Origin of the sequence: Psychrobacillus faecigallinarum (genome assembly GCF_014836595.1) — a bacterium.
Lineage (GTDB): Bacteria > Bacillota > Bacilli > Bacillales_A > Planococcaceae > Psychrobacillus > Psychrobacillus faecigallinarum.
The window spans coordinates 493024-513939 of the sequence record NZ_JACSQO010000001.1 but is presented as its reverse complement, the minus strand read 5'-3'; the positions used below and the strand labels follow the sequence as shown (position 1 = coordinate 513939).

Annotated in this window: 19 protein-coding genes and 1 riboswitch; of the genes, 10 read left to right on the top strand and 9 right to left on the bottom strand. The window is 37.8% G+C overall.

From position 1 onward, the window contains the following. Positions 1–4 precede the first annotated feature (4 nt). From H9650_RS02595 to H9650_RS02570, 6 genes are all read right to left on the bottom strand, one after another. Positions 5–868, bottom strand: a complete 864-nt coding sequence (locus tag H9650_RS02595) for a MetQ/NlpA family ABC transporter substrate-binding protein (RefSeq protein WP_151110830.1) — start codon at positions 866–868, stop codon at positions 5–7. A gap of 12 nt (positions 869–880) precedes the next feature. Beyond that, positions 881–1543, bottom strand: a complete 663-nt coding sequence (locus tag H9650_RS02590) for a methionine ABC transporter permease (protein WP_191696477.1) — start codon at positions 1541–1543, stop codon at positions 881–883. Further along, positions 1533–2558 (bottom strand): methionine ABC transporter ATP-binding protein, encoded by a 1026-nt coding sequence (locus H9650_RS02585; protein ID WP_191696476.1) that lies wholly within the window; start codon positions 2556–2558, stop codon positions 1533–1535. The genes H9650_RS02590 and H9650_RS02585 overlap by 11 nt, the downstream gene beginning before the upstream one ends. Before the next feature lie 14 nt (positions 2559–2572). After that, positions 2573–2719, bottom strand: coding sequence for a hypothetical protein (locus H9650_RS02580; protein ID WP_154311266.1), 147 nt, complete (start codon positions 2717–2719; stop codon positions 2573–2575). Then, positions 2706–2810, bottom strand: a riboswitch (SAM riboswitch). It overlaps the preceding gene by 14 nt. 98 nt (positions 2811–2908) lie before the next feature. After that, positions 2909–3217, bottom strand: a complete 309-nt coding sequence (locus H9650_RS02575; protein WP_151110826.1) for an AzlD domain-containing protein — start codon at positions 3215–3217, stop codon at positions 2909–2911. A gap of 3 nt (positions 3218–3220) precedes the next feature. Then, complete coding sequence (locus H9650_RS02570) at positions 3221–3925, bottom strand: AzlC family ABC transporter permease (protein WP_191696475.1); 705 nt, start codon at positions 3923–3925, stop codon at positions 3221–3223. A gap of 110 nt (positions 3926–4035) precedes the next feature. Between H9650_RS02570 and H9650_RS02565 the strand changes: the two genes are divergently transcribed. The 8 genes from H9650_RS02565 to H9650_RS02530 all read left to right on the top strand — a co-directional run bounded on the left by H9650_RS02565 (position 4036) and on the right by H9650_RS02530 (position 16954). Beyond that, the gene (locus H9650_RS02565) at positions 4036–4677 is read left to right on the top strand and encodes a TVP38/TMEM64 family protein (protein ID WP_144537679.1); all 642 of its coding nucleotides are present in this window, start codon (positions 4036–4038) and stop codon (positions 4675–4677) included. Next, positions 4670–5218, top strand: a complete 549-nt coding sequence (gene lepB / locus H9650_RS02560) for a signal peptidase I (RefSeq protein ID WP_225215866.1) — start codon at positions 4670–4672, stop codon at positions 5216–5218. The genes H9650_RS02565 and lepB overlap by 8 nt, the downstream gene beginning before the upstream one ends. Positions 5219–5295: 77 nt before the next feature. Beyond that, on the top strand, positions 5296–8790 hold the full coding sequence (addB, locus tag H9650_RS02555; RefSeq protein ID WP_191696474.1) for a helicase-exonuclease AddAB subunit AddB: 3495 nt from the start codon (positions 5296–5298) through the stop codon (positions 8788–8790). Beyond that, complete coding sequence (addA, locus tag H9650_RS02550) at positions 8777–12490, top strand: helicase-exonuclease AddAB subunit AddA (RefSeq protein ID WP_191696473.1); 3714 nt, start codon at positions 8777–8779, stop codon at positions 12488–12490. The genes addB and addA overlap by 14 nt, the downstream gene beginning before the upstream one ends. Before the next feature lie 11 nt (positions 12491–12501). Next, complete coding sequence (locus H9650_RS02545; protein WP_318245378.1) at positions 12502–13662, top strand: DUF418 domain-containing protein; 1161 nt, start codon at positions 12502–12504, stop codon at positions 13660–13662. Positions 13663–13741: 79 nt separating this feature from the next. Further along, positions 13742–14638 carry a fumarylacetoacetate hydrolase family protein gene (locus H9650_RS02540; protein WP_151110816.1) on the top strand — a complete coding sequence of 299 codons (897 nt, stop codon included), beginning with the start codon at positions 13742–13744 and terminating at the stop codon, positions 14636–14638. A gap of 57 nt (positions 14639–14695) precedes the next feature. Further along, positions 14696–15058 (top strand): YisL family protein, encoded by a 363-nt coding sequence (locus H9650_RS02535; protein WP_191696471.1) that lies wholly within the window; start codon positions 14696–14698, stop codon positions 15056–15058. A gap of 444 nt (positions 15059–15502) precedes the next feature. After that, a complete protein-coding gene (locus H9650_RS02530) occupies positions 15503–16954 on the top strand; it encodes an alpha-amylase family glycosyl hydrolase (protein WP_191696470.1) in 1452 nt (483 codons plus the stop codon). A gap of 215 nt (positions 16955–17169) precedes the next feature. Here the strand turns inward: H9650_RS02530 and H9650_RS02525 are convergent, their stop codons facing one another. The 3 genes from H9650_RS02525 to H9650_RS02515 all read right to left on the bottom strand — a co-directional run bounded on the left by H9650_RS02525 (position 17170) and on the right by H9650_RS02515 (position 19481). Further along, the gene (locus H9650_RS02525) at positions 17170–17673 is read right to left on the bottom strand and encodes a DUF3231 family protein (protein ID WP_151110810.1); all 504 of its coding nucleotides are present in this window, start codon (positions 17671–17673) and stop codon (positions 17170–17172) included. Between the two features lie 118 nt (positions 17674–17791). Next, positions 17792–18643 (bottom strand): DegV family protein, encoded by an 852-nt coding sequence (locus H9650_RS02520; RefSeq protein WP_191696469.1) that lies wholly within the window; start codon positions 18641–18643, stop codon positions 17792–17794. Between the two features lie 28 nt (positions 18644–18671). Further along, a complete protein-coding gene (locus tag H9650_RS02515) occupies positions 18672–19481 on the bottom strand; it encodes a Cof-type HAD-IIB family hydrolase (protein WP_191696468.1) in 810 nt (269 codons plus the stop codon). 134 nt (positions 19482–19615) lie between these two features. Between H9650_RS02515 and H9650_RS02510 the strand changes: the two genes are divergently transcribed. Together H9650_RS02510 and H9650_RS02505 are read left to right on the top strand one after the other, a co-directional pair. Further along, positions 19616–20374, top strand: coding sequence for a prolyl oligopeptidase family serine peptidase (locus tag H9650_RS02510; RefSeq protein ID WP_191696467.1), 759 nt, complete (start codon positions 19616–19618; stop codon positions 20372–20374). Positions 20375–20423: 49 nt separating this feature from the next. Continuing rightward, positions 20424–20732, top strand: a complete 309-nt coding sequence (locus H9650_RS02505) for a metal-sulfur cluster assembly factor (protein WP_144537696.1) — start codon at positions 20424–20426, stop codon at positions 20730–20732. Positions 20733–20916: the final 184 nt, after the last annotated feature.

The following is a 20916-nucleotide window of genomic DNA, read 5'->3' as shown; positions in this document are numbered from 1 at the left end:
TTATTTATTTCAATAGATTTTCAAATGTCTCATCTAGTTGTTCCTGAGTTAAAATTACTAGAGATGAGCCACCCTTCGTGTCCTCAGAGATTGCTTTTTGAATGTCTTCCTCTTGATAAAGTTCGACGATGCGAAGATAGGCTTCGTTGTCTTTGTCTTCTCCGCGAGCTGCTATTAAGTTAACGTAAGGATAGATAGATTCATCTTCTCCAGCCTCTCTATAAATAGGATCTTCTCCAGGGGAAAACCCAGCCTGGCCGGCAACGCCATTATTGATAATGGAGGCAGCAACGTCCGGTAATACTCGTGGAGTTTGTTGAGCAACCATTGGAATGATATCTAAATTTAGTGGGTTTTCTACAATACCAGTGGGATCTCCGAATAGCCCAAAATCATCTGATAGTGTGATTAGCTTTGCAGACTCTAAAAGACGAAGAGCACGCGCTTGGTTAGCAGGGTCATCTGGGATAGCAATTTTATCTCCTTTTTTTATTTCGTTTATGTCTTTGATTTTTTCCGAATAAACTCCTAAAGGTGCAAACATTGTAGAGCCGATTGGAACAATATCATTGCCACTTTCCTTCACGTATTGGGATAGGAAGGATAAGTGTTGGAAAGCATTTAAATCGATATCTCCTTGAGCCAATGCATTATTCGGTAATGTATAATCTGCAAATTCTACTAGCTCAATTTCAATGCCTTCCTTAGCAGCTTTCTCTTGTAAAATTGGCCATTGAATGCCGTCTGAACCATTTACACCAATTTTCACTTTAACTGTATCTTTATCTGTAGCAGCGGATGAGTCACCACAAGCCGCCAGTATTAAAGCAGTTATTAGAGCGAAAAATAATAAACTAAATTTTTTCATCAAAATCTCTCCTTATCTTCTCATGAATTTTTTTGACAAAGCATTTCCTAACCATTGGGCAAGCTGAACAAGAATAATGAGAATAACGACTGTTACAAGCATTACGCTCCCGTCAAAACGTTGATAGCCGTATGTCATAGCAATATGACCGAGACCACCACCACCAACAGTTCCTGCCACTGCTGAAAAGTCTATTAAGCTAACAGTTATAAAGGTTAATCCTAGGATAAGAGGCCCTAAAGCTTCAGGGATTAATACCGTAAATATAATGCGTAAGGGACTTGCTCCCATTGCTTGCGCTGCTTCAATAACACCCGGATCTATACTAACTAAGTTGTTTTCAACTACTCTAGCAATCGAAAAACTAGCAACAATTGTCATGGGGAAAATTGCAGCTGCTGTACCTATTGTTGTTCCCATTACTAATCTTGTAAGCTGTGAAATAGCTACTAAAAAAATAATGAAAGGTATCGGACGTATGATATTGATCAAAATATTTAAAACTTGAAAAACTAATTTATTTTCTAATATGTTCCTTTCACGAGTGACAAACAACAGTAATCCAATAGTTATTCCTAAAATAGAGCCGAATATAAGGGTGGCGATTACCATTATGATTGTTTCGCCTGTCGACTCCACAATTCTTGGCCAAAAAGTACTCCAATCAACCTTCATGCTTTGCCACCTCCTTTATATCCACAATAGTTTCTAATTCTGCAATCGCATGTTGAATAGCGACTGGATCACCTTCGAACGAGATAACTAAGTCTCCAAACAGTCTTTCCTGCAATTCGCGTATAGAGCCGTATACAATATTAAAATGAACTTTGTGCTTCTGAGTTATATGCGATAAAACCGCTTCGTTAGTGATCTCACCTTTAAAAATCACTCGGTAGAAGCCATTGCCGCCTCGAGCACGCCATTCCTCTAATATCCTTGGGGAGGGAAGGTCCTGCTGTACTGATTGGATAAAACGCTGTGAGGTAAGGTGCTGTGGTTCGGTAAAGACATCGAACACATCTCCCGATTCAATAACCACACCGTCCTCCATTACTGCTACTCTTTGGCAAATGGACTGGATAACGTGCATTTCATGAGTAATCAATAAAATGGTTATACCAAATTCTTTATTGACCTTTTTTAGAAGTCTAAGTATTTCACCAGTAGTTTCTGGATCTAAAGCAGAGGTCGCTTCATCACAAATTAAAATATCTGGGGATGTTGCTAGTGCACGAGCTATTCCTACTCTTTGCTTTTGTCCCCCGGATAGCTGACTTGGATAATCCTTTGCCTTGTCAGAGAGGCCTACAAAACTTAACAGCTCATTTACACGTGTATTAATTTCACTTTTACTAAGACCAGCAAGCTTTAATGGGTAAGCGATATTACCAGCAACTGAACGAGAATGGAATAGGTTAAAGTTTTGAAAAATCATGCCGATATTTCTTCTTCTAGTTCGTAGTTCTTTTGAAGACAAAGAATTTACATCAATGTCCTGAATAAATACGGATCCCTTAGATGGGCGTTCCAACATATTCACTAATCTAAGGAGTGTACTTTTCCCAGCTCCACTAAACCCAATCATGCCAAATATTTCTCCTGCATTAACTTTTAGAGAGACATTTTTAACGGCATGCACCTCCCGTTTGCCAAGACGAAAAGTCTTGGAAACATTTTTAAACTCAATCATTAATAACAACCTCCTTAGGCATCATCATTCGTTACAGACAAATGATAGTCATCTACCTTTCTATCACGAGAAAAAAGAGCTTCCATTTTCTTATCTAATAAACGATAAGAAAAAGAAAGCTCTTCAAAATATACGAAAAACCAACTTTTCTCATCTTTCAAGCATTACGCTTGCAGGAGTTGGCACAGTATTCAAATGAACCTGTTGCCGAAACGTCATAGGGCCTGATCCCTCGGTTTCTCTAGATAAGAAAGTGATGTGCTATTTAATTGTTGTAAGAATTGTTTTCAACTTTAAACAATCAAAACCTAGTAGTCAAGTATATTTAAAAAGTAAAATAATTCAGACTATTAAAATAATAAACTATAAATGGCTAAAAATCCTATAGTGCCTAAGACGACAATCATTACGTTTTGAAACAAAAAAGCAAGCGCAAAGGCAACAATAGAACCAAAGACACCAAATAATATATTGCCTTCTTGTATGTATATAACAGCAGGAAATATCAATGCTCCTAAAACAGCATAGGGGATATTACGTAAAACACCAGAGATAACAGGAGGAAGCTCCTTACCTTCCAAGAAGGTTAAAGGGAACGCCCGAGGGATATAAGTCACAATTGCCATACCAAGAAGCATCCACCAATACCAATCACTCATTCATTAAACTCCTTTCGGCAAACTTTTTTGTTTTCTTGCATAAACGATTTCAACTATGATAGAAGAAGCAAGAGTCGCAACCAAAATGGACCATCCAGTCGATAGCAAGCTAGTCCAATAAAAAAAAGCATTAATTAGCGCGGCTATTAGGGCTAACATAACAACTTTTCGGTTACCCTTCATAGATGGGACCAATAGACCGATGAACATTGCATATAAAGCGATGGCCATAGCCGCTTGAAGGAAAGCAGGAAGATTTGCCCCGATAACATGACCTATCGCAGTGAAAACAACCCAACTAGTATAAGCAATAACGACAACACCAAATGCGAAGGGGGTTGGAATCTTGTCTTCTTTCTTAGTAGCAAGAACAGAGAAGGCTTCATCTGTAATTCCAAAAGCATAAATTCCTTTGATCCATCTTTTTTCACTTTGCATCTTTCCATTCAATGATGCCGTCATAAGGAAGTGACGAATGTTTACAACAAAAGTATTTAACACAATTAAAATCGGATCTACCGATTTTGTGATAAGAGTCAAAGACATGTATTGAGCTGCTCCCGCATATACAAAGAGGCTCATGGCAGTTGCCTCTAACAGAGATAATCCAGACGTTTTTGCCAAAAGCCCGAAGGTTAGTGCAACAGGAAAATATCCGATAGCGATGCTTGATCCATCTCGGAGTCCATTTACAAAATGCTTATTCACAAAATATTCACATCCTTTTTACATAATGAAAAAATTATACTATAAGAAAATAGTTTTATGTATAAAATAAAAGGGAAAAGTACAAATATACATAGGCGGAGGAGAGTAATATGCCAGATTGGTTTTCTTTAGACACACTCACTAATTTAACGCATGACTATCGGGCGCTCGGACCGATATTTGGTATCCTACTGCCCTTTTTAGAAGCTTTTTTACCATTTTTACCTCTAGTGGTGTTTATTGTGGCAAACGTAGCAGCCTATGGGTTGTTATTTGGTTTTTTAATATCGTGGGTTGGTTCCTTCGTTGGAGCTTATACAGTATTCTTAGTCATTAGAAAATATGGACGAGCACGCGTATTAGGTTTTATAACTAGGCATGAAAGAATACAAAAATTAATATTATGGGTAGAGAGAAATGGTTTTGGTCCACTATTCTTATTGATATGTTTTCCTTTCACTCCTTCTGCCTTGGTAAATATAGTAGCTGGGTTGTCAAATATTAAAAAGCATACATATTTATGGACGGTAGCATCCGGTAAACTGATCATGATTTTTGTTGTGAGCTTTATCGGGTCTGACCTTAAAGCACTTGTGACCCAACCAATTCGAACAGCAATAGTTGTAATTGTCATTGCAATATTATGGTTCATTGGAAAGCGAGTGGAAAAAAGAATTGAAAAGAAAGTAGAAGATGATTTTAGAGGCATCAAGGCCAAAAGAAAGAGAAAAAGAGGAGAGACATTTGAGTAAATTAAAGCAGGAGACAATTGAATGGGTAATTGCCATAACAATTGCTGTAGCTATAGTACTCGTAGTTCGACTGTTTATTGTAACTAATTATGAAGTTAGTGGTAAGTCAATGATGCCTACGCTTTCAGATCAAGACAGGGTCCTAATTAGTAAGATTTCACCGATTAACCGCATGGACATAATTATTTTTAACAATGGCGAAGAAGATTTCGTCAAACGTGTCATTGGTGTACCTGGAGATACGATTAAATATGAAAATGATGAACTATTCGTAAACGGAAAAAAGGTAGATGAGCCTTTTTTAAAGGGTAACATCGCATATAATAATCCAGACGAGCATTTTACAGAAGACTTTGAATTATATGATTTAACGGGTTATAAAACTGTACCCAAAGGTAAACTATTTGTACTCGGGGACAATAGAATGGCCAGTCTCGATAGCCGCTATTTTCATTTTATAGATAAAGATGAAGTTATTGGTGAAGTAAAGATGAAGTATCTTCCAATAGCTGATGCCACGTTTAATTTTTCATCCGAATAATTTCCCTCACTCGATTATGTTTTGTACAATGAGAGTAGGGAATTATTCGGTTTTTTTATGAAAGGAGCTAGTTTAGCTTGTCATTACGAATTATTAGTGGTCGATCGGGCTCTGGTAAAACAAAATTTATGCAGGAAGAAATCGTCCAAACAGTAAAAGCGGCTCCGATTGGAGACCCTATTTTTTATATAGTTCCTGACCAAATGTCTTTTTCCAGTGAATATGACTTGGCTGCAGACTCAGGGTTAAGCGGAATCATCCGTGCTCAAGTGACCACCTTTAAACGTCTTGCCTGGCGTGTCCTTCAGGAAACAGGGGGAATCGCAAAAGAAGAGATTAGCGGTTTCGGTTATCGAATGCTCATCCGTAGCTTGCTAGAGGAAAATAAAGAGGAATTCACTTTATTTAAGCGTGCCTCTACTAAACGAGGATTCACAGATCAAATAGAGGTTTTACTAAAGGAGTTTAGTCGGTATTGCTTAGATTATTCTTCGATGAGCAATGCAGTTACTGACTTAAGGGCTGTAGATGCGCCTCAAACATTGTTAGACAAATCATCTGACATCATGATGATGTTAGATTTAATAGAGCAGAAGCTAGGAACGAGCTATGTAGATGGAGAGGGATATTTAACTCTGCTTGCCAATAAGATAGAAGACTCGTATTTACTAGAAACTGCTGAAATTTATATTGATGGTTTTACCTCTTTTACACCAAGAGAGCTTGAAATAATTCAAGCGTTGATGAAGAAAGCAAGAAGAATTTCTATCGCTTTTCCACTAGAGAGCCTGTCTGATGCTTATGATGAGCAATCCTTGTTCTTTCAGCCTGCCAATACAGCAGGTAGATTAATAGAGATGGCTCAGTCGGTGGATGTAGAAGTTGAGAACACAGTTCATTTTAGCGAGCAAAGAAGGTTTGTTGCTGCGGAGCTAGCTCATATCGAAGCAAACTTTGATCAATTGCCACCAACAGAAATTGTCTCTAAAGGAGCTTTAAGGCTTACAGAGGCGATGAATAAACGTGCAGAAATTCATGCGGTAGCTAGACATATCAGAGACTTAGCTCAGTTTAAAAGCGTTAGATATAACGAGATTGCTATATTGCATCGTGATGCAGAAAACTATGAGGGACTAATTGAGACAACTTTTCCGCAATATGAAATTCCATTTTTCATAAGTAAAAAGAAATCCATGCTACATCATCCTCTCATCGAGCTTAGTAGAACAGTTTTAGAGATTATTCGAACGGATTGGAAATATGAACCCATGTTCCGGGCTATTAAGACTGATCTCTTTTTTCCGCTAGATGCGCCTAAAACGATGTGGAGGGAACGTGCGGATCGCTTAGAAAATTTTGTTTTGTCATTTGGTATATACGGCGATCGTTGGTTTGATGAACGAAGATGGACTTATAAAAAGTATCGTGGATTGGAGTTTTATTCGAAAGTCCAGACTGATGAAGAACTGAGTATACAAGCGGAGATCCATGCAGTAAGAGATGTTCTCATTCAACCTATTAAGAAGCTGGCTGATTCCTTAGGCGAATGCAGTACAGGAAAAGAAATAGCCACTGCACTCTATACCTTTATGGAATCCTTGCAGGTTTATGAAAAATTGCAGAGTCTCAAAAAAGCGGAGGAGGAGAGCGGACAGCTACTGTTGGCTACAGAGCATGACCAGGCATGGAACGATTGGGTCGATGTGCTTGACCAGTTTGTTTTAATGTTTGGGGAGAAAGAAATGTCACTAGAGGAAACGATGAAAATCCTCGATGAAGGCTATGACCAGCTGACCTTTTCTCGAATTCCTCCTACAATAGATCAGGTAATCGTAGGAAACGTAGATACTGCACGCCTGACAAATATAAAAGCTGTATTTGTAGTTGGTGTAAACGATGGTGTGTTCCCAAAAAGAATAGATCATGAGGGGTTGCTTTCCGATACTGAGCGGGAGTGGTTTTCTAAAGTAGGCTTTGAGCTAGCGCCGACCTCTCGGATAAGATTGCTCGATGAAAATTATTTGACGTATAAAGCTTTTGCGACTCCTTCTCATTATTTGTATGTATCTTATGCTATTGCTGATAGTGAAGGAAAGGCTCAGCTGCCTTCTATGTATATTAGCAAGCTTCAACAGTTAGTAGATGGTGTTCCATTGGAATTAGCTGTAATCGATCCTTCTGATATTAAAGATCCGAGCTTTGATATCACATTAATTAGTCATCCTAGAACAACTCTGGCGTATTTGTCGATGCAGCTCCGTCAGGCTTTACAAACCGGTGAGTTGGCGGATGCATGGCAGGCAGTGTATCAGTATTATATGGAGGACCCATACTGGTCCACACTCTTAAAGCGAATTATTAGACCGATGCTTCGTGGAAACAAAACCGAGCTATTGTCTCAGGATATAACTGCTGCGTTATACGGTGAAACTATCAATTCAAGCGTTTCGCGTGTTGAAAAGTATTATAGCTGTCCTTTCGCTCATTTCGCAGGCTACGGACTAAAGTTGGAGGAGCGAGCAGAGTATCGCTTGGAGGCACCAGCTATGGGCGACTTATTCCATGCTGCTATGAAGTGGATATCTGACGAGACATCACGCTTAAATTTAACGTGGGGCCAGCTAACTAAAGCAGAGTGCATGCAGCTTGCAAAGAAGGCTGTAGACCATATAGTTCCGGTATTTGTACATCAGCTCTTGTTAAGTACAAATAGATATCGTTACATTCAACGAAAATTAGAGCAGATAGTAGGCAATACCTTAGTGGCATTAAGCAGACATTCACAAGTATCTGGCTTCGTGCCCATTGCCATTGAAGCTGGATTTGGTCCAGGTGAGATATTACCACCTATGGAAATTCCATTAAAAAATCGCCGTAAAATGCAGTTACGAGGAAGAATTGACAGGGTCGACGCTGCAAACGTGAATGGCAATATGTTCATGCGAATTATAGATTACAAGTCATCTAAGAAAGGCATTGATTTGAATGAAGTATATCATGGTATATCACTTCAGCTTTTAACCTATTTAGATGTAGCAGTAGAAAATGCAAAAATTTGGTTGCAAGAGGAAGCTGAACCAGCAGGTGTGTTATACGTGCATATGCATAATCCATTTATTCAAAGCCAGAAGGAACTTGAAGACACAGAGCTACAGGACGCTATTTATAAGTCATATAAGATGAATGGCTTGCTTTTGGATGATCCGGAGGTAGTTATGGAAATGGACGAGCAAATAGATGGATTTTCAAAAGTGATACCGGTTCGCATGAACAAGGATGGGAATCTTTCTAAATCCTCCTCTAAAGTAGTTGAACCAGAACAAATGAAACTTTTACAATCCTTTGTCCGTAAAAAACATGAACAGGCCGGTAACGGTATGAATGCGGGAGACACTCGAGTTTATCCATATGTCATGAAGGACAAGATGCCATGCCAATACTGCTCATACAAAAGTGTATGTCAATTTGACCCTCAGGATCCGGAGCAAAAGGTTCGAGTGATTAAAGTAGAAAAACCAGACGTTATAACGGAAAAGATTCAAAAGGAGATGAGTACAAATGAAGATTCCTAATATGCCGGCCGATTTAACATGGACACCGGCACAGTGGAAGGCAATCTGGGCTACTGGTTCAGATGTATTAGTAGCAGCTGCCGCAGGCTCTGGTAAAACAGCTGTACTCATCGATCGACTTATCCAGAAAGTAATTGCAAAAGAAAATCCGATTAATGTGGATGAGTTACTAGTAGTAACATTCACAAACGCTTCCGCAGCAGAAATGCGTCATCGAATGAGAGAGGCACTAGAAAAGGCAATCGTCTTAGATCCAGATTCTACTCATTTGAGAAAGCAGCTGACTTTGTTAAACAAGGCGCAAATTTCCACCCTGCATTCGTTTTGCTTAAATATCGTAAGGCAATATTCATATATGCTCACGATTGATCCTGGCTTTCGAATAGCGGACGATACAGAGGCAGCACTAATGCGAGATGATGTATTAGCCGAAATTCTAGAAGAAGCATATCAAACAGATAATCCGGAAGCCATGTATTTGTTATCCGATAGCTTTACTTCAGACCGTGATGACCAATCGATTGAAGTTATGATAGATAAACTCTACAGCTATGCTCGTGTTCATCCGGAGCCAAATAAATGGCTATTAGCGATTCCGATGGAATACGAATTAGATGAGCAGATGTCTATTGAAGAGCTTCCGTTTATTGAACCATTGAAGCTTGCTTTGACTTATCAGTTGGAGGAAGCAATTGCCGTATCAGAGGAAATTAAAAGACTTGCTAATCTTCCGAACGGTCCAGCCCCACTTGCCGATACTGCTATTAACGATCAAACCCTTATACAGGAAGCAGTCCGCTTGTTAAAAATGGGTACTTGGCAAGAAGTGTATTACTATTTTCAAGGGTTAAAATGGGGAAAAGCAGCATCTATTCGAAAAGATTCCTGCGATGAGGTGCTCAAAAAGCAGGCAGCGAATAAACGAAATAAAGTGAAAAAGATCGTAAATGATCTTAAGGATAAATATTTTACCCGTACACCTGAACGCTTATTAGAAGAAATGCGTCTAATGGCACCTCATTTAAAAACCTTAGTAGATTTGGCAATCTCTTATGGGGAAAGATATACTGCTGCAAAAAATGAAAAAGGTTTAGTGGATTTTTCTGACTTGGAGCATTATGCTCTGGAAATATTAACGGAGCGTGATGAGGAAGGTAATTTAATACCTTCTGCTATAGCGGAGGATTACCAAGCTCGCTTTAAGGAAGTACTGGTCGATGAATATCAGGATACAAACAGACTCCAAGAGACAATTCTACAGCTAGTTAAGAGTGGAGAAGAACTCACGGGAAACATGTTTATGGTAGGAGATGTAAAGCAATCCATCTATCGATTTAGACTTGCCGAGCCGATGCTTTTCTTAGGGAAATATCGAAAGTTTAAAGAAGAGCCCTATGACTCAGGAGTTAAGATAGATTTAAATGCCAACTTCCGTAGCCGTCAAGAGGTATTGCACGGAACAAACTATATTTTTCAGCAAGTAATGGGAGAAAGTGTTGGAGAAATTGACTACGACGATGCCGCTTCCTTGAAGCCACAGGCTCCTTATGATGATAGAGATGCGGCCATTGAACTCGCCTTGCTATATGAGGTAGAAGATGGCAACGCAGAATCAGAGGAAGATGAGGATGATTTTAAAACAGTTGACGCTGAGGAGGAGTTAAAAAAATCTCAGGCAGAGGCTCGTTATATTATTTCTAAGATAAAAGAAATGATTGGCAGCGGTCATACTGTATATGATCCGTGGAAGAAAAAAGAACGGCCGTTACAGTATAGCGACATCGTTATTTTAATGCGCTCCATGACTTGGTCTCAAGAAGTCAACGAGCAATTTAAGGAAGCAGGTATTCCATTGTACGCGGAGCTTTCTAAGGGTTACTTTGAGGCAGTAGAAGTACTAATCATGCTACATACGCTGCGAACAATTGACAATCCTTATCAGGATATCTCATTAGCTTCTGTTCTTCGTGCTTCATTCGTAGGCTTAACAGAATCTGAATTAGCTTTAATTAGACTAGCAGCGCCTAAGGAGCCGTTCTATGAGGCATTAAAAGTATTTGTCTCAAGTGGGGGTGCAGGACTGACAGTAGAAACTGCAGAGAAGTTGCAAAGATTTCTTCTGCAATTTGAGGATTGGCGGGATCTAAGTAGAAGAGGATCTCTAGCAGATTTAATCTGGCAAATATATTTAGATACACATTATTACGAAATTGTAGGATCTATGCCAAACGGTAAGCAACGACAGGCAAATTTGCGTGTTTTACATGACAGAGCAGTAACTTATGAAAAGACATCGTTCCGTGGTCTCTTCCGTTTCCTTCGCTTTATTGATCGTATGAGAAAACGTGGGGATGACCTGGGAGCGGCTCGTGCTATCAGTGAGAAAGAAAATGTTGTTCGATTAATGACAATTCATTCGTCGAAGGGTCTCGAGTTTCCTGTAGTCTTTTTAGCAGGCATGGGCAGACCGTTTAACCAAATGGATTTCAATGAGTCGTATTTATTTGATCAAAACTTTGGGTTAGCAGTAAAGGCGATTGATCCTATAAAGCGTATTTCTTTTACCTCGTTACCATTTCTTGCGATTAAGGAAAAAAAACAGATGGAGCTAAAGGCAGAGGAAATGCGAGTTCTATATGTGGCGATGACCCGTGCCAAGGAACATTTATATTTAGTTGCTACGATCAAGGACCTGGCAAAAACATTGGAAAAATGGGAGGATTCTCAAACACTGCTGAGTGATGAAATGATCCCTGACTATGTACGAGCTAAAGCAAAAGGTTATTTAGACTGGATTGGTCCAGCTCTTGCTCGTCATCCAGACTATAAACAAGTATCTGAAGTAAACGAGGCCAATTTATTGGAGGGGCCTTCTAAATGGAACATTCTCGCTAAGCCTATAGAAGACCTAAAAGTCCAGCATGTAGAGGAAGAAAAGGAGCAAGTAACGCTTTCCGAACTCATTAAAACGGAAGAGCCAGCGATGTTAGAGGATATCAAAAATATATTTGACACAATTTACCCATTTGAGGTTTCTACCCACAAGCGTTCAAAGCAATCAGTAAGTGACATGAAAAAACTTCAACTTTTGTTAGAGCGTGAGGATGAAGAGTTTTTTGGTCCAACTACAAACACTTTAAGTGACAAGACAGCAAAAAGACCATTCTTCTTGCAACAGGAAGAGAAGCTGACTGGTGCCGAGGCTGGTACCGCTGTCCATGCATTCATGCAAAACGTAGATTTAGATGAAAAGAAAACGTCTGAGCAAGTTTTAGCTTTTGCTGAGCGTTTAAAAGAGAGAGAGATATTAACTACTGCGGAGCAAGCGGCAATAGACCCAAACAAGATGGTTCCATTCTTCCATTCAGAAATAGCGGATCGATTGAGAGCAGCTAAACAAGTAATGAGAGAATTTCCTTTCACATATGCTTTAGTTGATCCAGATGGTGACAAGCAAATTATTCAAGGGGTTGTAGATTGCTTGTTTCAAGAAGAAGATGGTCAATGGGTGCTGCTAGATTATAAGACAGATAGAGTAAAACATCTGCAAAAAAATGAAGATCATTTAGTTCAGGAATTGAAAAATAGATACGAGCTACAGCTTTCCTTGTATGCAAGGGCTATTCAAGACATCATGCAAGTAGAGATAAAAGAGAGAGTTCTATATCTATTTGACATAAATAAAACTGTAACACTTTAGGGGGAAATTTGGTGATTATACCAACGCAAGAGAAAGAAAGAATCATATCCATTGATGTAATGAGAGGCTTTGCTTTATTAGGTATTTTTGTCGTCAATATGTTGTTTTTTCATGGTCCTTATATTTATGTGAATCCATATGACTGGTATCAGACCCCAGGCGACCAAGAAAGCTATAAGTGGATTGATATTTTTGTGCAGGGCAGTGTTTATCCTTTGTTTTCAATGCTATTTGGATATGGATTAGCGATGCAGTTTATGAAATCGGAGGAAAAGGGAACATCCTTTAACCGACTAGCAGTTAGAAGGCTGTTAATATTGCTAGGAATCGGATGTATTCATGCTTTTCTTATTTGGTCTGGCGATATATTAATAACTTATGCCCTAGCAGGATTGTTGTTAATTGTACTGATGAAATTGAAGCCGATTTGGTTGTTTTTAATCAGCGCATTATTATTTTTAATACCAAATGGCTTGTTGAGTGGGCTTTTATACTTTTTAGTAAAAGCGGCTCCAGAGGAAGCTACTCTTTATACAGGAATTCAAGAAGTAGAGAATTCCATCGTCGCATTTTCCCAAGGCTCTTGGTTTGATGTATCTAGCCAAAGAATTACTGACTGGCTTTATATGCAAGGGTACGGATTAAATATAGTGCTAATTATATGTACAATTCTTCCACTTTTGATGGTGGGAGCGGCTGCAGCAAAGCTGAAGTTAATAGAACGAGCAAGAGAGCTAAAGCTTTTCTGGATTATCACCATATTGATAACAATGGCAGCAGGTACAGCTATTAAGTGGCTTCCGTTTAGTAAAGGCGATGACTTATTTACAATGACAGTACAGGATACGTTTGGCGGACCACTTCAGGCAATTGCATACGGAGGGATTATTGCTTTAATCTGTACAATACCTATTATTGGAAAAATACTTTCGCCAATCGGAAAAGCAGGAAGAATGTCGATGACGATTTATCTAATGCAATCTATTATTGCAACGACTATTTTCTATAGCTACGGCTTCGGATTATATGGTCAAGTAGATGTGGCTACAGGTACATGGATGGCAGTAGGTATTTATGTAATTCAAGTTATATTTGCAGAAATTTGGTTCCTTAAATTTAAACAAGGGCCTGTGGAAGCATTGTGGAGAAAACTGACTTATTCAAAAATTTAATTCGAAAAAGATGAAAATAAGGGTTATTTGTAATAGACTATACTAATAGATTCAAATTTCTTTAGAGGAGTGTTTATGGATGAAGCTATTGTCATACCGAGTAAACGATAAAATTTATTTTGGACCAAAAGTGAAAAAGGAAGAGGCAGTATGGGATGTTCTTTCCATTCAAGAAGAACTACAAGTGTTACCGAACTTTCCAGCTACTATTGTCCAAGGTGTCAGTTTCGGGATGGATTTTATTGAACAGATTCGAGTTTTAGTCGAGACAGCTTTAAAAGAAGAGGATCCTAATCGTTTTAAACGCTCATTTACGGAAATTGAATGGTTATCACCTATTCCTCGTACTCCTAAAAATGTGATGGCTATTGGTAAAAACTATGCCGACCATGCAAAGGAAATGGGTGGAGTAGCAGAGAATTTCGTAGTATTTACTAAGGCTCCAACTTCCATTGCTGCTGACGAACAAACATTACCAGTTCATGCGGAGCTAACTTCCTCATTAGATTATGAAGGAGAGCTAGCAATCATTATTGGTAAGGAAGGGAAGAACATTCCTACTAAATTAGCTTACGATTATGTATTTGGATATACTATTGCAAATGATATTACAGCTCGTGACCTACAAAAGAAACATCAGCAATTTTTCCTTGGAAAAAGCTTAGATTGTTCATGTCCAATGGGCCCTTACGTGGTTACAAAGGATGAAATTCCAAATCCACAGGACTTAACAATTGTGACTAAAGTGAATGATGAAATCCGTCAAAACGGCGTAACATCAGACATGATATATTCTGTAGAGAATATTATCTGTGAAATTTCTAAAGTAGTGACACTTGAGCCAGGGGATGTCATTCTAACAGGAACTCCTGCAGGGGTTGGAAAAGGATTTAACCCTCCAAAATTTTTGAAATCTGGCGATATTGTGAAAGTTTCCATTGAAGGAATCGGAACGCTTGTAAACAAATTTGAGTAATGGTAGTTTAGAAGTGGTATATTAGAGATATATTAAAATTAACGTTGAGGTGAAACAATGGATTTCTTAGCAAGCACACACTTACACATAACAACTTGGATAGTAGCCCTAATATTATTTTTGGTTGCTTTAGCAATGGCTAACCCGAAGGTAGTTCACATGATTTTGCGTTTAGACTATTTACTAATCATCATTACCGGAGTTGCTCTATTCATGAAAGGGATGGACTATGGTGAAGGTATGCTTTATGGCTTGAAGTTTATAGCAGGCCTTCTAGTAATCGGAATGATGGAAATGACATTAGTTAAAAAGACAAAAGGAAAACCTTATACAACCTTCCTTGTTCTAGTGTTTGTATTTTTCCTTATCACGTTATTCCTAGGATTTAAGCTACCAATGGGTATCAATTTCTTAGCGTAACAAACAAAAGGCTCTCATCTTGAGAGCCTTTTTTATTTGTGAAAATTGAGCTTGAAAATTAATAATATAGGTTGTTTTTAAAAAAAGTATCTTGTTCTACAGAATATTGTATAGTTGATTTCTGCTTTAGAAGGACGCTTTCTGTGGGGGAGAACGATAGCCGGTCGAGTGTAATGTCTTATCTTGCTCACTCAACCCACCAAATATTTTGTAATGAACCTTCAGAGTTAATACATTGTGCTTAGTGTTAAATTTACAATCACTAAATGGGAGTTCTTTTTAAGACACAGTTTGGACGAATACTTTTATATTTTTTAGCTATTTCAGTATAAAACATAGCGATTAAAACGTAGCTTTGTTAAAATTAACGGTGATAAGTCTTGTTTTTGGGTATAAATAGACAAGATGATTTTATATGTTAACCCGATGTAGAGGAGGATTACCTTGAAACTTAAAAAATGGCTTGTTTCTATACTACTTATTAGTAGTCTATGGATAACGACAGCATATAGCGCTCAAGCAGAAACAGGTTCATCTATACATAACGAAAGTATTTATGACTTATATGTTGACCGATACTTTAACAGTACCGTAGCTAACGACTACAACGTAGATATTAAAGATCACCTTGCTTTTGCTGGGGGAGATTTTATAGGAATTATAGATAAGATGGATCATATAAGAGACATGGGATTTACTATTATCTCTATTGGTCCGGTTTTTTCCACTGAATCCTATGATGGAAAGGCAGTTTTAAATTTTAATGAAGTAGAAAAGCAATTTGGGACTTCTGAAGAGTTTGAAAAGCTTATTAAGACTACGCACGATAAAGAAATGAAATTAATGATTGAATTCCCATTTAATAATTACAGTGCTAACCATGCTTGGGCTTCAGAAGCAGATAAACAAGACTGGATAACTTCGACTGACAATGGAAAACTGACTTTAGACTTGAAAAATGAAGAAGTACAAGCAGCCTTAAAGGAAAGTATTGTTGAGTTTGCTACAAAATATAAATTTGATGGTGTTAAGCTATCAGAACTTGAAGGGGCTCCTACTGATTTTTTAAATGAATTAATAGAAGCATTAAAAGAAGTGCGTGACCCAATGTACATTATTGCATTAGAAGAGAGTGAGGCAGACTTTGATGTCAATTATTCAGAACAGCGAATGATTGATTTTAGGGATGCTTTTAAAAATACAGATTATCCTTCTGAGGTAATTGGCGCTACAGATTTCAATGATTTATTGATGATTGATAGTTTAACGTCTGAAAGATTTACTTATCATAGTGCATTGGAAAACATGTTTCCACCAACTCGTATTCGTACAGCGATTGGGACAATGCTGACTTTACCGGGAGTGCCTTATATGACGTATGGTACAGAGATTGCGATGAATGGACAAATCCCAGAAGAAAGTCATCAAATCATGAACTTTCGAGTAGATGAGGAACTGATTGAATATATTAAAGATATTAACTCTATTCGAGCAAAATCAGATACCATACGCTCTGGAGATACAGAACTATTAAAAAATGAAAATGGTTATGTTGTTTATAAACGTTCTTCAGATGATGAAACCTTTATTATTGTAATCAATAACACAAGCGCCACACAGCGAATTGATCTTTCTAGCGATATTGTTGGAGAAGATAAAGAGCTTAGGGGGCTTTTTGAATCAGACATCGTAAGGCCTTCAGATGATGGATCTTACCGTTTAGTTATTGACCGTGAAATAGTAGAAGTCTTCCAAGTAACAGAACGAAAAGGTCTAAACACAGCCTATATTGTTGCTATGGGAATCTCATACCTATTATTCATTGTTTTCCTAGTAGTAGTTTGGAAAAAAGGAAAACAAAGAAGAAGAGATGACGATCGTAAAAAAGCGAAATGAAAATAATGACTATCTCTTGGCTTAAAGCTAAGAGATAGTTTTTTTAATTAAGGATTTAATTAATTTGAAGGACTTCGAATTTTTTGTTTCAAGTAAGAGCTGATAATTCGAATAAGGGATAATTTGTCATCATCTATAGAACTTATTCCTACAACTCAACATTTAATATTCTGATGAAAAGATTAAAGGGACATGATAGTCACGTCCCTTTAAAATCATTTAGGCTCTGGATGAAGAGGAGGGAGGATTAACCAGCCCTTTTCCTTGCTCAATCTCAATAATTTAGCACCTAATTGCGCCTTTTTCATATGAAATTGACCATACATCATGCCGATGTCTTCTCTTGTGGAAATACCCATTGCTTTACTGCATGCTACCAAACCAGCAGCGCCATCAATAGCTAAAGCGGCAGCAATTTCAGGATCATTGAATCTAGCCCCTATAGGGATGTCCTCTAAATTTGCTACTGGTCGTTCAGGTGGGGCAGGAGGAAGTCCGATCCCATTTTCTTTCAAGATCTTTTCTAATTGTTTATTTTCTTCTTTCATGTCCTCAACAGAGTCTTCAATGATTTTCTTTAATTCAGTATCTCCAGTGTGGTTATAAAAAGTTTGGTGAGCTGCGATTAAACCTTGGTTTGTTGTTAGATTAGTCCAAAGAGCAAACACTTCACCACAGTGTAAAGGCTGTTCTTTTTGATTTCCAGATAAAATACCCATTATTTCACTCCATTTCAGCAAATGTCGACTTAAGTCCAACTTATTATGTGCTAAGAGGTGTAAAATATCCTTACAAATAAAAAAGACAAATCTATTAATAGAAATGTCTTTTAAACTTTTAAGCTTCTTTATTTAAAAAGAACACAGAGATTGCTCCAGGTCCAGTATGTGCTCCGATAGTTGACCCTATCAGATGAATCTCTACATCTTCTGCTTGAAAACGTTCTTGTATCATTTGTTTGAGCTCATTAGCTCTTTCTTCAACTTCGGCATGGCTAATGGCAACTACTTGACCTGCAAGATTACCGCCACGTTCCTCGATTAATTCAATAATACGTTTCATCACTTTTTTTGTACCACGTATTTTCTCGATTGGTACAAGTTTGCCATCTTCTACATGAAGAATTGGTTTAATATTTAAAAGCCCACCAATAAAAGCACTTGCTTTCGATACTCGACCACCACGTGCCAAATAATCTAAGTCATCTACCGTAAACAAATGCTCCATATTCTTAGCATTTCTTCTAATTTTATCTTCTATAGATGCTAAATTAAGACCTTCTTCTTTTAATTTAACTGCTTCCTTCACAAGAAGACCATATCCAAGTGAAGCACATTTGGAGTCGATTATCGTTAGTTTTAAATCGGGATAGGTTTCTAATAGTTGTTCCTTCATCATGACAGCCGTAGAGTATGTGCCAGATAGTTCAGAAGAGAAAGCTATGTATAGACCCTCATCGCCTGATTTAGCTAATTCTTCAAAAATTCGAAGGAAGTGCTCTGGAGAAGCCTGAGAGGTTTTAGGCTGTTCACCTCTACGAATAGCCGCATACACCTCTGTAGATTCTATATCATTAATATCTTCATATTCTTTATTACCAACATGAACACGAAGAGGTGCTAGTTCAACTTGGCTTAACTCAAAAAATGACTTAGGCAAATCACAAGCACTGTCAGCAAATAATTTCATTTTAACCCTCCTAAAAATTGTGAATTTGTTAATTCAATTTTAATCTTTCTTTTAAGAATTCTGCAATACCATCTTCATTATTTGTGGAAGTTATTTCATTGGCTATGTTTTGAAGCGGTGAAATCGCATTTCCCATAGCTACACCAACTCCAGCATATTCAATCATTTCAAGATCGTTGTCTTCATCTCCAAATGCAATAATTCTATCCTTAGGGATATTCAAATATTTAGAAACATGGTCTAAGCCTACAGCTTTATTTAAGCCATGCCTAACAATTTCAATAACATCCCATGGCGCACCCCATCTACGATGGTCAATAACCTCTGCATGTACATCCCGTAAATGCTTCCTTACCAGGTCTACAGAATTTTCGTCAGCATGTATGAGAAGACTAGTAGGATCAGCTTTAAGAAAGGTACGTAAATCTCCAGTTGTTATTTGTGGATTTCCTAGTGCAAAGGCAGATAACATTTGTTCATCATGATAATGTAAGTATACGTCATCTAGAACTTCAGCGAGCATATTTTTTATAGAATAGTTCTGAACAGCTTCTACAACTTCTTTTACTACGTTTAGGCTTATCGGTTTGTGTATCATATCCCATGAACGATTATTTGGGTGATGAACAAAGGCACCGTTAAAATTAACTATTGGTGTAGTCAAGCCAAGCTCTCTATAGTACATTTCACTAGATCGAAAAGGTCTCCCTGTTGCAATCATAACTTCATGACCTTCACTCTTAGCTTTTAATAATGTAGTTTTAGTGTTTTCCGATATTACTTTTTCGTCTGTTAACAAAGTACCATCTAAATCTAATACAATTAAGTGACGTTCCATGAGAAAATTCCCCCTCTATTCTATATAAAGTTTATCTTGTTCCAAAGACAACGTCAAAATGTAGAATGTTGCGATTTTGTAAAAAAAGATTTGCTTTGTTAAAATAGTAATAATACAAATGAGGGGTGACTTAAATGATTACTAATTTAGAAAATTGGGGAGAAATTTCTGTCTTACATATATTTAATGATAACTTTGATAAAAATGCACCAGTAGTTTTTTTCCTACATGGATTTGAAAGTGGAAAAGAACATAATCTTCATTATGCGTACCAGTTAGTTAGTAAAGGCTGTAGAGTGATTATGCCCGACGCTCATTTACATGGAGATCGCGATATGAAGTTAGACCAAGTACAAATAAGCCTTAGATTTTGGGAAATAGTTTTAACTTCCATAGAAGAGCTTGGTAAACTAAAGCAGGAGCTAAGTACTCGAGGTTATGATAATGGACAAAAAATTGGGGTGGCTGGAACCTCTATGGGAGGTATAACTACTCTTGGGTGTTTAACTGCGTATCCTTGGATCGATGCAGCAGCAATTATGATGGGTACTCCAGGCTATGTAGAGTTAGCAAAAGCTCAAATTGAATTAATTGAAAAAAGAGGCTTTAAAGTTCCATTGAATGAAGAAGAAAAAAGAAAAATGTTTGAAACGCTGTCTGTATTTGATGCATCTAACCAACTAGAAAAGTTAGCAAACAAGCCGCTATTTTTCTGGCACGGTTCGAAGGACGAAGTAGTACCTTTTGCACCAACCTCGAAATTTATTGATGATTTGATTGTAAAATACGGTGAGTCTCAGATTGAATTTATGAAGGAAAAAAATTCTGGCCATGCTGTTTCCAGAAAAGGTATGCTACGAGCAACAGAATGGCTAGCAAACTGTTTGGCATAAAAGCTACTTCTTTGTTATGATGAATGAAAGAAGTAAGGAGGTTATCAGTATGGATCAAGATATGAAAGATAGTATGATGTCTGCACTTGAGAATGTTATTGACCCAGAACTGGGCGTTGATATTGTCAATTTGGGCTTAGTATATGATGTAGATTTAACAGATGAAGGACAGGCTACAGTTACGATGACGCTAACTTCTATTGGTTGCCCAATGGGACCGATGATTGTTGATCAAGTAAAAACTGCGCTTGGAGAATTACCAGAAGTAAAAGAAACCGAGGTTAACATTGTTTGGAATCCGCCATGGTCAAAAGACAATATGTCTCGTTACGCTAAAATTGCATTAGGTATTAGATAAAAAACATTCCGTCCATATGTGGGCGGAATGTTTTTTATTTGCTTGGATATTAAATTTTATTTGAGAGATTATTACACAAACTGTTATTGAAGCATTAGGTGGCGAATTAGCGGGAGAAGGGAGACAGATAAGACACATCACAAACGGAGCTTAGTATCGCTTCCCCCGCGGAAAGCATCCACCT